This window comes from Desulfogranum japonicum DSM 18378, assembly GCF_000429945.1.
Taxonomy (GTDB): domain Bacteria; phylum Desulfobacterota; class Desulfobulbia; order Desulfobulbales; family Desulfobulbaceae; genus Desulfogranum; species Desulfogranum japonicum.
This window is the reverse complement of sequence record NZ_AUCV01000063.1, coordinates 1-15900: the sequence shown is the minus strand read 5'-3', so window position 1 is coordinate 15900 and position 15900 is coordinate 1. Positions and strand designations below refer to the sequence as shown.

The following is a 15900-nucleotide window of genomic DNA, read 5'->3' as shown; positions in this document are numbered from 1 at the left end:
ACAGGGCTGTCCTTCCCTGGTGGTACCGCAAACACGTGGTAGGTACTTAGAACTACTTGTTGTCATTTTTCATTCCTGCACGCCTGCACAAAATTTACTGCTGCCTGCGGTGTCCTGCCCCAGTGAAGATGAACATAGCCGGCCAGGGTCCGACGAAAGAGATACCCTTCTTCCTGTCCATCCTGGAGAGTGTAGGCACAGGGTGTAATTCCCTCTTTCATATCAACGGTTGAATAATGGAACTCATGGCCGTACAGTGTGGTGCCCTGATTGGCGAGAAAGGTATCTCGTGTTACCAGAGGTGTTCTGTAGCCAAGACGCCGTAATCTGTTCTGCATATGCGAGACAAAAGGGAATACGCCGGTCATGGGGAAAGACAGGCCTTCCTGGTTTGTTATTTCCCGCGTTAAATACATGAAGCCGCCGCACTCCGCATAGACAGGACTCCCTGTCTGGCAGAAGGCGTGAATCTGTTGCCTCATGGATCTGTTGTCACTCAGTTGCTCTGCAAAGAGTTCGGGATATCCTCCCCCAAGGTAGAGCCCGTCCAGGTTTTCCGGCAGGTCATGGTCGGTGAGGGGACTGAATGGAACCAGCTCTGCTCCCGCAGCAGTGAGCAGGTCGAGATTATCTTCGTAGTAAAAACAAAAGGCTTGATCTCGGGCCACGCCTATTCGAACCCTGGGCATTGCAGGGTCGTGTTTGGGATACAGGTCGTCATGCGAAGAGCTATCTAGTGGCACACTATACTGCATGGCGATCTTCAGAATGGCATCCAGATCAAGGTGTGTTTCCATGAGTTCTGCCAGAGCCTGTATGCCGTCTCCCTGGAGAGGGTTTTCTTCCCCCATATGGAGTCCCAGATGGCGGGAGGGAATGGTGATGGATTCCTTGCGTGGTATGAAACCGACAACAGGTACAGTGGTATGCTGTACGATGGCTTCTTCTACGAGTTGTCGATGTCGCTCTGAGCCAACCCGGTTGCAGATCACACCAGCCAAATTCAATTGCGGATCCAAGGTGGAAAATCCTTTGACAATTGCCGCAATACTTTCTGCCGCTGAACGAACATCAATGACCAGAAACGCAGGCAGATTAAGCGATTTGGCAAGGGTCGCCGCTGAACCATCCCCTCCGTCGAATAATCCCATAACCCCTTCAACAACACCGCAGTCACTGGTTGACAGGTTTCGTGTAAAGGTGGAGCGAACCCACTCCTCACCGCACATGCGTATATCCAGATTGCGTGAGATTCTGCCTGTAATCAGATAATGCAGGGTGGGGTCAATGAAATCAGGGCCGCATTTAAACGGTTGAACCCGCATTTTTCTGGCTTTGAGTGCGGCCATAATCCCAAGGGAGACTGTTGTCTTGCCACATCCGGAATGGGTTCCGCCTATAAGAAAAGCAGGTAGCTTACTCATGGCTGCACCTCGGTAATCATGTCTGGATAGAGAATATCCATAATCTGCTCGGCTGCCGTCAGGATATCCATGGTAGGCCTTGACACTATATGTTCATCCACCAGGTAAACCTGTTTGTTGCGAATAGCCTTGATGGTGGAAAAACCAGGCTCCTGATAAATATTTTCCAGAGTCACAGGATTCATGCGACCTTGCTGAGCAAGAAAAACATCTACCTGTTCCGCCTTTGCCAGCAGCCGTTCCTTTCCATAAGCCGCGATATTGGTGGTACGCATCTGTGTGGCATCTGTGGCAATGTTAATACCTCCAGCGGTTTCCAGTACGAACATGGCAATGGACTCTTTGGCAAAAGTTTTCATCTGCCTGTGAATGGCCTCAAAGTAGACCTGTTTTCGTTGTTCAGCAGGTATGGTATTGACTTTCTCCTGGAGATGTTTGAGTCGTTGACTGAAGGCAATGACCAGATTTCTGCTTGCCTGTTGGTATCCGGTGAGGCTACCTAACTTTTCCCAGTAATCAAACAGCTCATCCATGCCTGCTGGTTGCAGGGAAATCACCCGTATACCGCTGAGCTCGAGACGTTCGATGAGCTGAGGGTAGGAGCGACTGATCATGGGGCGAATGAGTACCAGATCCGGCTTCAGGGCAATGAACCGTTCCGGATCATCACGGTAGCTTATCCGTGGTCTGTCTGGGAGTTGTTTGTCGCTGCGTCCGACTGCAATGACAGTGTCAGCTGCTCCCATATCCATTAAGTTTCTGGTGTGTGCCGGATACAGAGATATTATTCGAGTGAATGGCTTTTCGAAAACATGTGTTCTTTTATCGCTGTCTGTAATAACTTCAGCCTGGAGCTGGTACGGGGTAACGAAGAGCAGAAAAAGGAGAAGGAAGAAGGATGATGTTCGCATTACACGGCCTCGTTTTTTTGCGGCAGACGAAAACTGACCTGCCTGCATTCCGTGAAAGGATTATGTTGTACCTGGGCTTCCACCTGATACACCTGTTCAACTATTTCAGCGGTCATGACCTCTTCAGTGGGGCCCATATGTACCACTTTGCCTTGCTTGAGAAAGATAATTTCGTCACAGAAGAAAGCGGCCAGGTTCAGGTCGTGCATGACTGAGACCAGATGGATGTTCCCTGCCAGAAAACGTTGGCGAACCAGGTGGAGGATTTCCAGGCTATGATGAATATCCAGGTTGGATGTTGCCTCATCCATGAGCAGGACCTTGGTTTGTTGGGTGAGGGCTCTGGCAACAGCCACCCGCTGTTTCTCTCCTCCGGAAAGTTGGGTGATGCTCCGTTGGGCAAGATGCGCTATTCCCGTATCTTCAAGCGTTTGCTCAATCAGCCTGCAATCCTGTTCCGAAGGGCTGCCAAATCGGTGCAGGTGAGGGTGCAGTCCCATTTCAACTGTTTCCTGTACAGTAAAACCAAAACGTACCATGAAATCCTGGGGCACCAGCGCCAGGGTACGGGCCAGATCTCTGTGGGACCATTTATGGAGAGATTTATCTATGAAATGTATTGAGCCAGACGAAGGCTGGCTGATACCACTGAGCAGGTCGAGTAAAGTCGTCTTGCCGCTGCCGTTAGGCCCAAGAATACCGTACGATTTACCGGGAAACAGCTGCAGGTCGATTTCCTGGAGCACTGTTTCGTGGCCATAGCTGAAAGAGACCCCTTTCAGTGACCAGAGGGGAGCCTGTGTGTCAAAAGCCGCTTTTGCCATCCTGTTGTCTCCGTTTGAAAAGAATGCAGAAGAAGGGGCCACCAAGCAGAGCTGTCAGCACGCCAATGGGCACTTCTGCAGGCAGGACGGCACGGGTGATGGTATCGGCAATGAGTAACAGGATGCCGCCGGCGAAGAATGAAAGTGGAATTAACAGCCTGTTGTCAGGTCCGGCCAGGTGGCGGAGCAAGTGGGGCACGATTAATCCCACAAACCCGATGATACCTGCAACTGAAACCGCAAGTGCAGTCATGAACGTGCATCCTGCCAATAATATGAGGCGTAGGCGAACAGTGTTTACGCCCAAGGCTGAGGCGGCTCGTTCACCTGTGGCCATGATGTTAAGGTCACGACTGAAAAAGAAAGCCAGAATGGAGCCTATACATGCAGCAGGCATCAGCAGGAGGACATTTTGCCATGAAATGCCGGAGAGGCTGCCCATAAGCCAAAAAATAATAATGCCCACCTGTTCATCTGCCAGAAATTTGAGAAAACCTATGGCTGCGGAAAGAATGGCTGATACTATGACTCCGGCGAGAATGAGACTTGTGGAAGAGAGACGGCGATCTCCGGAAGCCAGATAGAGTACGAGTATGAGCGTGCCAATACCGCCGAGGAAGGCGAACAGAGGGATGGAAATTGCAGGTGGCAGTACGAGGCCGAACAACTGCATCACAATGACAAGGGAAGCGCCAAAGGCGGCGCCCGTAGAGATGCCTAGTGTGTAACTGTCAGCCAACGGATTGAGCAGGATGGCCTGGAATACCGCTCCGCTGACACCCAGGATGCCGCCAACCAGTACTGCGCCGGCGATACGCGGTAAACGAACATCAGCTACAACTGAGATCGCAACCGGGTCAATGTCAACAAAGGGCAGGCGAAACACTTTACCTGTTACAATTTGAAGTACATCGCTAACAGAAACAGACAGAAATCCCATGGTGGCAGCCAGTGCCATCAGGGCAGCCAGCAATGTGGCATGCAGGCTGACGAACAGTATAGCCTTCCTGCGGTTCTGCATAGTCCCCCCCACTTTTCCTAGAATAGGTTGAATACTATTCGGATCCCCCAATTTCGTGGACCAGGCAAAAAAAAATCCCGAATCAATACGAGTCAATGTATCGATCCAGGATGTCCCTTTTCTACTACTGGAATCACGCTGACCGTTCTCTGCCAGGAGCTTTCGGTCATATTTGCAGGCAGGTCTTCTGACTCCCGGATCATTCTTGTCTCACGCCTTCCCATGATGTGTGTTCACAGTGGCTCGAAGGTGAGACTTGTCCCCGGTTACAGCGGTGGGCCCGTTCCGGAATTAAACCGGATTCCCTTTTGTTCTGCCTTTGCAGAAACCCGCAAAACGTACGCCAACTTACAAGGCTCCGCCAATATAGTCAAGCTGTGAAATTGCCAGGGAAGGGAAAGACAGGATGTCACAAATTGATTTTGGAGTCAAATTCTTATGTTGAGACGCAATGATAGTTGATTTTTAGCTTGACGTGCAAAGCAATATTGTGTCCACAGATTGCAAAGTGCATTTTGCAGGGGAGGGAATATGCAAGGATATTTGCAGGTGTATACCGGTGACGGTAAAGGAAAAACTACCGCTGCCCTGGGGGTGGCTTTACGTGCTGCGGGTGCTGGCAAAAAGGTTTATATAGGACAGTTTATTAAAAATGCTCCATATAGTGAGCTGGAGTCGCTGAAGCTTTTGTCTGAGCAGATACGCGTGGAGCAGTATGGGTTGGGTTGTTTTCTTATCCATGAACCTGAAGAAGCTGATATTGCGGCAGCGAAACAGGGGGTGGATACGTTGCTGGAGGTATTGCAGCAGGGAGAATACGACGTGGTGATTGCCGATGAGGTTTGTGTGGCGCTCGCCTGCAGGTTGTTGACCGAGGAGGATCTGATTCGCCTTGCAGAGGCAAGGCCTGCGAAAGTGGAGTTGATCTTCACTGGCCGCGGCGCACCTGAAAAGATTATTGCAATGGCAGATCTGGTAACTGAGATGCACTGTGTAAAGCACTATTATGAGCAGGGTGTGTTGTCGCGCAAGGGAATTGACAGCTAGGAGTCTGTCAGAGAAAGCTTTTGTTATATTTGTGTTATTTTTAGAAAATCAATGCTCGCTCTCCCTTATCCACTGTTTTTGTAGGATTACATGGGGGATTGTGAAAAGAAATATAATATTACAGGGAGTTGCCTTGCATTTCTTGCCCATCGCGTCTACCATTGAAATAACCTACAGAGAAAAAATCTGTTTTCCCATCTGAGTTTTCAGATGCTGTACTCCTGAAGACCAATCCTGGAAAGGAGGAAGGCAAGTGGATATCACAGGTACACAGGCTGGAATCACAACAACCAGCACGGTTTCATCGTTTACCCAGCAGAAAAATACAAACAGTGAAGCGTCCCAGAGGACAGCTGCCCTCTTTGCCACCCAGGATGTGGTGGAAATATCCGATGAGGCGAGGAGCAGGCTTTTGAACTTTCTGGGTACAGAAGAGGGAAAAAAAGCCGGTTTGGATTTCAATATCAGTCCTGAACAAAGTAGCGGGATTGCACCATCGGGAGACGCAGAAGCAACATTGGCCGGTGGTACCAGCCGCGCAGCAGGTTCTGGCGAAAGTGAGGATAGCTCCAACAGCGATATCATCGAAGATCTGGAGGAGCAAATTCGTATTTTACAGCAAGAGATTATTGCTCTTTTGCCAAAAGCAATAAACGATGAGGCTGCAAAGGCAGAGCTGAAAGCCAAACAGGTAGAGATCTCCGTCCTTTCTGCAGCGTTGCTTCAGTTGGAGACTCGTGAAGGGTGGGCGGCTGAAGGGTAAGGGCCGCATAAAAAAACAAAAGTCCAATTTTAGGGATAATTGGTATATCTCGCGATCAGCCTGGCTTATGCGTGATCCGATTCGCTACACCAGTCTGCCTTATCTAAAACCCAGGCCCCTGCAACCCGTCAAAATACGGGAGACCTTCACGCGTATGCGTCTCTTTTTTTTTTGGTTATTTTTTGACTTTTGCTGAAAAAAACTCTGTTTTTTTTTGCCCGGTACGTGTTGTTATTTCAGGAGATTCAGTGCTTGTGTGGAAGAGTCGAAATACAGGCACTGGCTAAGAGTGTCTTCCTGTACAGGCTTTTAACGCGCTCATAGCTGTGACTGTAACTTTTTCAGCTCATTATGATGGCGTTTCTCTTCTCCAATAATGGCCTCCAGGTGTTTTTTGGTCGCATTGTCCTCAATCAGGCTGAGTAGAAATTCGTAGAAAAGAACGGTGTCCTGTTCAAAGCCGATGGATTGCTGAACCACTTGATCGATACTGGAGGTTTCCTGCAATTCCTGTCCTTCCAGGGAAAATGTCTGTCCCTGGACCATATCCTGGAGTAATTTTCTGCCCATTTCTTCAACCTGCCGCTCTGCCTCAGACAACTGTTTTGATGCCTGAAACTGTGCAAACCAGGCCGCGTGCCGTTCTTCTTCGTCTGCCATCCACAGCAGAATTTTACTGATCTCTGGGTCATCAATATTTGCTGCTGCCTGCCTGTACGTTTGCTCTCCGTTACGTTCGATCTGGATGGCAATATCTCTGATATCTGTGAGGGTGAACATGATAGAGCATTCTCCTTTTGTAACTACTCATAGGGGAATTGCCTAAGCTGGAAAATTTCCCCGCATTTGTGACCGCCCCGCGAAGTCCATGAGGGGAGACATCGCAACCTGTTTTACATTTACAATGCGGTGCAATAAAACAATTTTCGAAAAAGAGTACAATCTTTAATGTTCGGTCCTCAGGTAGAGCAGAAGCAGCTGTGTGTTGAATGCGCTGGTTATTGCAGGTTCATTACCGGCCAGACATGAAAATCTCTGTTTGGTTTGTAGCCAACCCCTACAGCGCCTTTGTTAAGATACAGGACATAGGACCAGTCAGGTTCATAACCACTGGTGGTTGATGTCCAGTATCCATCATGAAGCGAGGCAAACATGTGATGAGCCGGCAGGGCAGGAGAGTGTTGCGATGCATCGATCAGGCTTTCAATTTCGTTAATAGTCGGCAGGCGAAAAGGCTGTCCTGTGGTTTTGGAGTGTGTTTTCACAGCCTGGATAGCCTCGTCCCAGGTGACAGCGGATCCTGTCAAATCTCCCTCCGGATACCAGATAAGGCCGGTAAGTTGATCCAGTATACCATGCTCATGAGATGTGAATCTGGGTTCAGGCCAGTGGACTCCTTGTTGCAATGAACCATCCTGACCAGTCTCTACACAGTTACTTTCCTGGCCATCAGAATCAAAGCAGGCATGCTGGCCTGTTTGAGGTATCATGTCACTGACGCCGCTTACCGGCAGGGTCCAGTAGTATTCTGACTTGTTTCCGTAGAACATTCTGCCGCCTTCTGTATGCAGGTACCATGCATACCTGGTGTTCATTGCAGCTGTGGTCGATGTCCAATACCAGCCAAGGGCGATGTTATGGAACACGTGACTATCAGGTAAGGCGGGTTTTTTCTTGCTGTGATCTATGAGGCTTCTCAGTTCCCGTCGATTCGGCAAGCGCCAGTCATTCCGTTCAAAGAGGTGCTGACTGTTGATTTCCTGTATCCACTCCAAGGATTCCTTCCAGTTCAGAGGGTATTCGGTAAGGAGTGCGTTTCTCGGCCAGATGAGTTGTGTTGCACGGTCTCTGACGATGTCCTGGCTGAGTCTTTCAAAACGAGGTTCCGGCCATGGTGAAATGCGGTGAGTTTCACACTCCAAGCCAAGATGTTTGCAGTCAACCTGTTTGCCTTTACTGTCAAAGCATGCTGTTTGTCCGGACCACATTATATAACGGGAAATCATGATGTTTTCCTTGCACGAGTTGAAAAAAGAAAGGTAAGCGTTCGGGCCGTACTGGGCTCCGATGCGGTTATACCCTGTGAAATCGACCCTATCTGTTTTTTGAGTGTGAACAATGTGGGTGGAGTTGGATGATCAACTCACCACTCATATGTGTGTTATTGAAAAAACACGGATCGTTTTGACGGACTGTGTATGGAAAGTGATAGAAATGACGTATGAAGCATTATGGTAATGCTATGCGTAGTAAATAACAGTTGTGTATTCACTACGCATATGTATGCATAAAACAGATTGAGATGCTCACATGCTGTTGTGAGGGTACATGAAGTGTATGGAGTGTCCTCGTCCCTGGTCTGTGAAATTGCAGGTGATGTCCCATTTACCAGCTTCATCAAATATGAAATTCGCAGCATACATCCCGCCACCGAAGTGCATGAGTTCTCCCACCTGTTCTTTCCCGGATGGTGATATGACTTTGATATCACCGGAAACACCGTTCAATTTCTGATCTTTGTGGAAAAATGAAACCATTATGTGATGTGTCTTTCCCTCCGGATCTTTCATTTTCATGCTGGCAAGGCTCATAACCTGAAAGGTGGCATCAATACCATCAACCATACCTGCATGTTTGAAATGACCTGAGTGGGCAGAGCTGCTATGGCCCATTGTTTCATGGCTATGGCCTTTGCCAGACATATGGGTGTCGCCGTGATCCATTCCCTCCATTGCAGAACCTGTTGAGGTTATAAACAGAAAAAAAACAAACAGTATTGATGAATATAATTTCATTGTCATTTCTCCTCGCTGCATTGTGTTGCGAGTTGTCGTTTTACGACATCATGCAAAGGCGTTTTTCATGCATTTATATGATGTCATGCTTTGTTTACATATTTTTACGGTTCACATTAATTAAAAAAAAGCATTACCCGTATCCATGTCAAGGCTGTATCGTGTGGTAAATGGTAAAAAATACTATTTTTTGAGACAACATTTTGGAATAACAGGGGTTAAAACTTCGCTTTATTTGCAGGTGTGATGCCTTGTCCTGTTATGAGAAAAAATATGTATAACTCTTGTTTTGATATGATTCACATTTATTGTAATAATAGAGTAACTGCTTTTTCCAGGCAGGGTGTTTTTTGCTTCCTGACTTTCATAACTCTGGCGGCTGCAGTCGCTCTGAAATCCTGGTTACAAGTAAGCATGTTGATGGTAGCTGTATCCGCGTTATTTTTGGAGAGATAAGATTTTCTGTGACCCCAAAGATTAATTCTGGAGAAAGAGTATGGGCAGATTAAGCAATGCAGATACATTCATGCGAGTTATTTGTTACACTGTACTCTTTATCAGCATGGGTTCCTTTGTATTGGCAACGCAAGGCACCTTTGACGCAACCTCTTTAGACGCCTATCTTCGTCAGGCCCAATCTGCCAATCCCGAAGTACACGCTTCCATGGCCCGGTACCGGGCTGCTTTACAACGCGTTCCCCAGGCAGCATCTTTGCCCGACCCCATGCTTCAGGTCACCCATTTCATAGAATCCGTGCAGACACGCACAGGGCCTCAGGAGAATATCATCATGCTAAGCCAGCGTCTCCCCTGGTTCGGTAAGTTGGATACCAAAGAGCAGATTGCTGTGACCGAGGCCGAAGTTCTCTGGAATGCCTATCAAAGCAAGCGGCTCAAGATAGCTCGTCAGGTTGCAACTGACTATTTTGACTATGGTTTTGTTGGCAAGGCAATCGCTCTTACCCGTGAAAATCTTGGCTGGTTGACAAAACTGGAGCCCATCATCGAGGAAAAAGTCAGGGGAGGCGGTGATATCAATCCGCTATTGCGAATTAAAGTTGAGCAGGGGAAGGTCGCCGACAAGCTGGCTTCACTGGAGCAACAGAAACAGATCGTATCAGCCCGTTTACGTTCACTTCTGGCAGTAGGAGGGAAAGATATTCTACCCTTGCCGGAGCTGGAGCGCCCTGAGGCACTCTCTCCAGACGCGGCTATATTGATCCAGGCAGTTCGACGTAATAATCCCAGGTTGCTGATGACGGCTGGCAAAGTCAAAAGTGCAGAATTGCGCCAGAAGCTCGCCGGGTTGGCGAGCTACCCTGATTTTACGGTGGGGTTCAATTACATTCAGATCGGTGATCCTGAGGTAAATCCAAACACACCTGATGCCGGAAGTGACCCTTGGGGGGTCACTGCTTCCATGAATATTCCTCTCTGGTTTGATAAAAATGAAGCTACCCGCGCAGAAGCCACAGCTGGAATACGTGCGGAAAAAAATACCTATGCAGATCAATTGAATGTATTGGAGGCGGAAATCCATTCCAGCCTGGCGAGGTTGGATGATGCCAACAGGCGTCTGCAATTGTACGGCGATGAGCTTCTGGGATTGGCTGAGCAGGCAGCGGACAACAGTCGTGTCAGCTATGAGAGCGGTCGAACCGGTATCCTTGAGGTCATAGACAGTGAGCGCTCTTTGCTGGATCTGCAGTTGCTTTCCTGGCAGGCGGCTGCTGATGCCTGGAAACAAAGGGTGATTCTGGAGACGCTGGCCAATCTTTCTCTGGACGAGGATATGAGCCCGGAGGTTCAAAATGAATAAAAAGATCGTAATATTCTTGTGTGCAGCTCTCTTTCTCTGTGGTGTGGGGCTGGGGCGTTATTGGCTGCCATCCGCTGTTAATCAGAAAATGGATAGCAACAGCCATGAGCCTGTCATTGGCACTGAAAATCAGGCTGAACCAACCATCTGGACATGTTCCATGCATCCGCAGATACAGCAATCTGAGCCGGGGAACTGTCCCATATGCGGAATGGAGCTGATACCCCTTGAAAAAGAAAACCTGGACAGCGAATCTTCACGGGTGATGAGCATGAGTGAGAGTTCAAAAGCTCTTGCAGAGATCGAGACAGTATCGGTGATCCGCTCGTTTCCTGAAATGACGGTTCGTCTGGTTGGAAAGCTGGTATACGATGAAACCAGAATGAAATCGCTCACTGCCAGGTTTCCTGCCCGAATAGATGAGCTTTATGTGAACTACACCGGTCTGCAGGTGCAGGCGGGAGAGCACCTGGCAAAGGTGTACAGTCCTGAGCTGCTGACAGCCCAGCAGGAACTGTTGACCGCATACCGAAGAGACCCTTCCAGTTCCATCACCCGCGCAGTGCGGGAGAAGCTGCGTTTATGGGGGTTGTTGCCCGAGCAGATCAACGGCATTCTCAAAAATGGTAAGGCGCGTGATCATTTTGTTCTGCGTGCACCAATTGGTGGAATTGTTGTTTCAAATAAAGTCAGGGAAGGTGACTATGTTGCCGTGGGGAGCCCTTTTTTCACCATTGTTGATCTCTCCGAGTTGTGGCTTTTTCTTGACGCCTATGAGTCAGATATCACCTGGTTGCGCTATGGTCAGCAGGTGAGATTTACCGTGGAGGCCTTTCCTGGTGAGATATTTGATGGTCGGATTGCTTTTATTGCTCCTGAGGTCAATGGCAAAACTCGTACAGTTCCGGTGCGTGTAAATGTATCTAACAGTGAGGGGCGCCTGAAACCAGGGATGTTTGCCAGAGGAACTGTAAGGGTTACCATGGCAGGAGAGGGAATGGTTGTGGATCCTGAATTTACCGGTAAATGGATCAGTCCCATGCATCCTGAAATTATCAAGGACGGACCCGGTAAGTGTGATGTCTGCGGCATGGATCTTGTTCGCGCGGAAGAACTTGGATACGTCCAGAATGAAGACGTGGTCAGGCCGCTTGTCATTCCTGATTCTGCGGTGTTACGCACTGGAAAACGCGCTGTGGTATATGTTGCGAAACAAGATGCAGAGCGGCCTGCCTATGAAGGTCGTGAAGTAGTTTTAGGGCCCCGGGCCGGGAATATGTTTATTGTTAACCAGGGGCTGCAGGAAGGTGAACGTGTAGTGACCAACGGGGCTTTCAAAATTGACAGCGCCCTCCAGATTCAAGCCAAACCAAGTATGATGAATCCCCAGCAGGAAGATACATCGGGGAGCATGAACATCACAACAACCGAGCATACTGAGACCGGAAATAAGGGGCAACTTGCCATATCCGGAAGCCTCGCTGCGCAGTTACTTGCTCCCTATACAGCTCTTCAGGCTTCACTGGCCCAAGACGATCTCGATGCGGCCAGGGAAAGTCTCAAGGCAATGATGGCAGTTACCGGGCATTCCGGAGCTCTGGCTGACCTGCTCCATACAATGATGAACGCCGAGTCGTTGGACGATATACGTCGTCCGCATTTTGAAACCCTTTCCAACGCGTTGATTGCTGCCTTCAAAGCCAGCCCCGGATCGATTGAAAACGAACTGTTAATCATGCATTGTCCCATGGCATTCGGGGATCACGGAGCAGACTGGATACAGCAATCAGAACCATTGCAAAATCCCTATTTTGGAGCTGTTATGTTGAGCTGTGGTGATATCACTGAACGGCTGGAACCGAACCAAAAGGGAGAGGAAGGGCATGACAACTAAGCACTCATCCAACCCCATCAACGCGCTTATCCGTTTTTGCCTTGAGAATAAGCTTGTCGTAGTACTTTTCACACTGGTTCTGTTGTTCTGGGGAGTGATGGTAGCACCTTTTGACTGGGAATTTGAATCCTTGCCGCGTGATCCTGTTCCGGTTGATGCCATCCCTGATATTGGAGAAAATCAGCAGATTGTGTTCACCCGGTGGATGGGCAGGTCTCCCCAGGATATCGAGGATCAGATTACCTATCCGTTAACAACCGCGTTGTTAGGCCTGCCGCAGGTGAAAACCATACGCAGTTATTCCATGTTTGGTTTCTCATCTATCTATATAATTTTTAAGGAAGATGTTGAGTTTTATTGGACACGCAGTCGAATCCTTGAAAAACTGAACAGTTTGCCTGCCGGAACCCTTCCCCAGGGGGTATCGCCACAGCTGGGCCCTGACGCCACAGCACTTGGTCAGATTTTCTGGTATACCCTGGAGGGTATGGACGAGAAGGGTAAGCCCACAGGTGGCTGGGATCCAGAAGAATTACGAAGCACACAGGACTGGTATGTCCGTTACGCACTGCAAGGTGTTGATGGTGTGGCAGAGGTGGCCTCCATCGGCGGTTTTGTGAAAGAGTATCAGATAGATGTGGATCCTGATGCGTTGCGCACGTACAACATTGGACTGCATGAGGTCTTTAACGCAGTACGCGCCAGCAATCTTGACGTCGGTGCCCGGACCATTGAGGTAAACCGTGTGGAATACGTTATCCGCGGGCTAGGTTTTATAAAGAACCTGGATGATCTGCGAAAGACCGTAATAACCCAGCGTGATAATATTCCCATCACCCTCGAGCAGGTAGCGCAGGTTGCGTATGGACCGGCATTGCGGCGTGGGGCACTTGATAAGGCGGGTGCAGAGGCTGTTGGCGGGGTTGTGGTGACCCGTTATGGCGAGAACCCATTGGCTGTTATCAAGCGGGTGAAAACAGCCATTGAAAATATCTCGCCGGGGTTGCCTAAAAAGACACTGGAAGATGGAACTGTCAGTCAGGTTAAGATTGTACCGTTTTACGACCGTACCGGCTTGATCTATGAGACACTGGGAACCCTTGAAGATGCTGTGCGTCAGCAGATTCTGGTTACCGTCATTGTTGTTGTGGTTATGGTGCTCCATTTACGCAGCGCAGCTTTAATTTCCGGAGTGCTCCCCCTGGCCGTGCTCTTTGCCTTTATCGGTATGCGCCTGTTCAAGGTGGATGCCAATGTGGTGGCCTTGTCAGGTATAGCCATCGCCATTGGTACCATTGTGGATATGGGAGTGGTGCTCACTGAAAACATATTGAAACATCTTGATGAGGCAGAGCCGGAAGAAAATCGGCTTGAGGTCGTGTATCGGGCCTGTGTTGAAGTCGGGAGTGCTGTTGTAACTGCTGTGCTCACAACTGTTATCAGCTTTTTACCTGTTTTTACCATGGAAGCTGCAGAGGGAAAACTGTTTCGTCCTCTGGCATATACCAAGACGTTCGCCCTGATCGGCTCCATTATTGTTGCGTTAACCGTGTTGCCACCGCTTGCACATTGGCTTATTGCCGGCCGTCACCGAACCGGACTGGCAAAAAAAGGATTTTGGGGTTGTATAGCCCTGGCAGGGATAGCAGGGGTACTATTTGTTCACTGGGTTCCCTGGTGGCTCGGTACATTGATGGTAGCCATTGCGACCTTTCATTTTGTCGACCATCGCTTTTCTCCCAAGATCAGAAATATATTGCTGTTTACATTTAATATGATTGTCGCCTTTATGGTTTCTCTCTGGCTTGCTGCAGACTGGAAACCCATGGGGCCGGAACGGCAATTATACAATATTGCCTTTGTTCTTCTTGCAGTCGGTGGATTACTGGCGATCATGTATTGCTTTATCTTTTTTTATGCGAGGATGCTGGCGGCAATTTTACAGGCCAAGACGCTTTTCCTCTGTTTTTGTGGGGCAATCCTTATTTTTGGTTTTACGGTATGGCTGGGTGCAGATAGGATGCTTGGTTGGATGCCTGAAATGATACGGCACTCCCGTCCCTACGTGTGGCTGGTCCATAGTGTCCCTGGTCTGGGTAAGGAATTCATGCCAGCCCTGGATGAAGGATCTTTTCTCCTTATGCCAACTACCATGCCCCATGCATCCATTGGTGAAGCCATGGATGTGCTGCGAAAACAGGACATGGCCATTAACGCCATTCCTGAGGTGGAACTGGCTGTCGGAAAGCTGGGACGGGTGGAAAGTCCGCTTGATCCAGCTCCAATCTCGATGATAGAGACCATTATTACCTATGCGTCGGAATTTAAGACCGATGATGACGGGCGTATCCTGACCTTTGCCTATAGTGACGAAACCGGCGAATTTATCCGTGATGACAAAGGAATGTTACTTCCCGATAAAGATGGCCGTCCTTTTCGCCAGTGGCGTGATACCATTAAGACCCCGGATGATATCTGGAGAGAGATTGTTGAAGCTGCATCTATTCCGGGAACAACATCGGCTCCCAAACTGCAGCCGATTGCTGCCAGGATAGTTATGTTGCAAAGCGGGATGCGTGCTCCCATGGGCTTGAAGGTCTATGGGCCGGATCTGGAAACCATTGAAAAGACATCGCTGAAAATAGAGAGTCTTTTGAAACAGGTTCCTTCCATCAAGTCCGAAGCTGTTCTGGCGGACCGTATTGTTGGAAAACCGTATCTGGAGATCGATATCAACCGAGATGCCATCGCCAGGTATGGAATTAAATTGCAGATGGTTCAGGATGTTATTGAGGTGGCCATTGGCGGTAAACCTATTACCCAAACCGTAGAAGGTCGTGAACGGTATCCCATACGGGTTCGCTATATGCGGGAATTGAGAGATACCATTGAATCCATCTCTTCTATCCTGGTTGCTGCACCTGATGGAACACAGATACCTCTGGGCGAACTGGCCACCATCAATTATGTACGCGGACCCCAGGTGATCAAGAGTGAAGATACCTTTCTGGTTGGTTATGTCATTTTTGATAAAAAAGAAGGCTATGCTGAAGTGGAGGTTGTGGAGCAGGCCAATGCCTATTTGGCTGATGCAATACGTTCCGGTGATTTGCTTATACCGGCTGGTGTCAAGTATACCTTTACGGGCAGCTATGAGAATCAGGTGAGGGCGGAAAAGAAGCTTCGCCTGGTGCTGCCCATTGCCCTGTTTGCCATCTGGATGATTCTCTATTTTCAGTTCAAAAAAAATTCCACTACCATGCTGGTTTTTTCAGGGATTCTTTTTGCCTGGTCAGGTGGCTTTATCATGATCTGGTTGTATGGTCAGTCGTGGTTTCTTAATATCGACCTGTTTGGACATAACCTGCGGGCATTGTTCCAGATGGGAACCATTAATCTGAG

Annotated in this window: 12 protein-coding genes and 1 riboswitch; of the genes, 5 read left to right on the top strand and 7 right to left on the bottom strand. The window is 48.9% G+C overall.

Annotated features, from left to right (window positions below; translation table 11 throughout):
• Positions 1 to 62: 62 nt before the first annotated feature.
• From G493_RS0120685 to G493_RS0120670, 4 genes are read right to left on the bottom strand one after another with little or no spacing between them, the layout of a single operon-like run.
• On the bottom strand, positions 63 to 1424 hold the full coding sequence (locus tag G493_RS0120685; RefSeq protein ID WP_028581915.1) for a cobyrinate a,c-diamide synthase: 1362 nt from the start codon (positions 1422 to 1424) through the stop codon (positions 63 to 65).
• Positions 1421 to 2335, bottom strand: coding sequence for an ABC transporter substrate-binding protein (locus tag G493_RS0120680; RefSeq protein ID WP_028581914.1), 915 nt, complete (start codon positions 2333 to 2335; stop codon positions 1421 to 1423). Before G493_RS0120680 ends, G493_RS0120685 begins: the two co-directional genes overlap by 4 nt.
• Complete coding sequence (locus G493_RS0120675) at positions 2335 to 3159, bottom strand: ABC transporter ATP-binding protein (RefSeq protein ID WP_051309699.1); 825 nt, start codon at positions 3157 to 3159, stop codon at positions 2335 to 2337. Before G493_RS0120675 ends, G493_RS0120680 begins: the two co-directional genes overlap by 1 nt.
• Positions 3140 to 4180 (bottom strand): FecCD family ABC transporter permease, encoded by a 1041-nt coding sequence (locus G493_RS0120670; protein ID WP_035275444.1) that lies wholly within the window; start codon positions 4178 to 4180, stop codon positions 3140 to 3142. Before G493_RS0120670 ends, G493_RS0120675 begins: the two co-directional genes overlap by 20 nt.
• Before the next feature lie 160 nt (positions 4181 to 4340).
• Positions 4341 to 4528: riboswitch (cobalamin riboswitch) on the bottom strand.
• Between the two features lie 183 nt (positions 4529 to 4711).
• Here G493_RS0120670 and G493_RS0120665 point away from each other — a divergent pair.
• Both G493_RS0120665 and G493_RS0120660 read left to right on the top strand, forming a co-directional pair.
• Positions 4712 to 5227, top strand: a complete 516-nt coding sequence (locus G493_RS0120665; protein ID WP_028581911.1) for a cob(I)yrinic acid a,c-diamide adenosyltransferase — start codon at positions 4712 to 4714, stop codon at positions 5225 to 5227.
• 253 nt (positions 5228 to 5480) lie between these two features.
• The gene (locus G493_RS0120660; protein ID WP_028581910.1) at positions 5481 to 5990 is read left to right on the top strand and encodes a hypothetical protein; all 510 of its coding nucleotides are present in this window, start codon (positions 5481 to 5483) and stop codon (positions 5988 to 5990) included.
• Between the two features lie 318 nt (positions 5991 to 6308).
• Here the strand turns inward: G493_RS0120660 and G493_RS0120655 are convergent, their stop codons facing one another.
• From G493_RS0120655 to G493_RS32575, 3 genes are all read right to left on the bottom strand, one after another.
• Complete coding sequence (locus tag G493_RS0120655) at positions 6309 to 6770, bottom strand: ferritin family protein (RefSeq protein WP_028581909.1); 462 nt, start codon at positions 6768 to 6770, stop codon at positions 6309 to 6311.
• Between the two features lie 218 nt (positions 6771 to 6988).
• The gene (locus tag G493_RS0120650; protein ID WP_051309697.1) at positions 6989 to 7996 is read right to left on the bottom strand and encodes an Lcl C-terminal domain-containing protein; all 1008 of its coding nucleotides are present in this window, start codon (positions 7994 to 7996) and stop codon (positions 6989 to 6991) included.
• Between the two features lie 300 nt (positions 7997 to 8296).
• Positions 8297 to 8785: a hypothetical protein gene (locus G493_RS32575; protein ID WP_051309695.1), complete on the bottom strand. Its 489-nt coding sequence runs from the start codon at positions 8783 to 8785 to the stop codon at positions 8297 to 8299.
• A 496-nt stretch (positions 8786 to 9281) separates the two neighbouring features.
• Here G493_RS32575 and G493_RS0120640 point away from each other — a divergent pair, with 496 nt between their 5' ends.
• The 3 genes from G493_RS0120640 to G493_RS30470 all read left to right on the top strand — a co-directional run.
• Complete coding sequence (locus G493_RS0120640; RefSeq protein WP_028581907.1) at positions 9282 to 10604, top strand: TolC family protein; 1323 nt, start codon at positions 9282 to 9284, stop codon at positions 10602 to 10604.
• Positions 10597 to 12498: an efflux RND transporter periplasmic adaptor subunit gene (locus G493_RS0120635; RefSeq protein WP_028581906.1), complete on the top strand. Its 1902-nt coding sequence runs from the start codon at positions 10597 to 10599 to the stop codon at positions 12496 to 12498. The genes G493_RS0120640 and G493_RS0120635 overlap by 8 nt, the downstream gene beginning before the upstream one ends.
• The coding region (locus G493_RS30470; protein WP_035275442.1) for an efflux RND transporter permease subunit at positions 12488 to 15900 on the top strand (3413 nt) is incomplete at its 3' end. The genes G493_RS0120635 and G493_RS30470, both read left to right, overlap by 11 nt.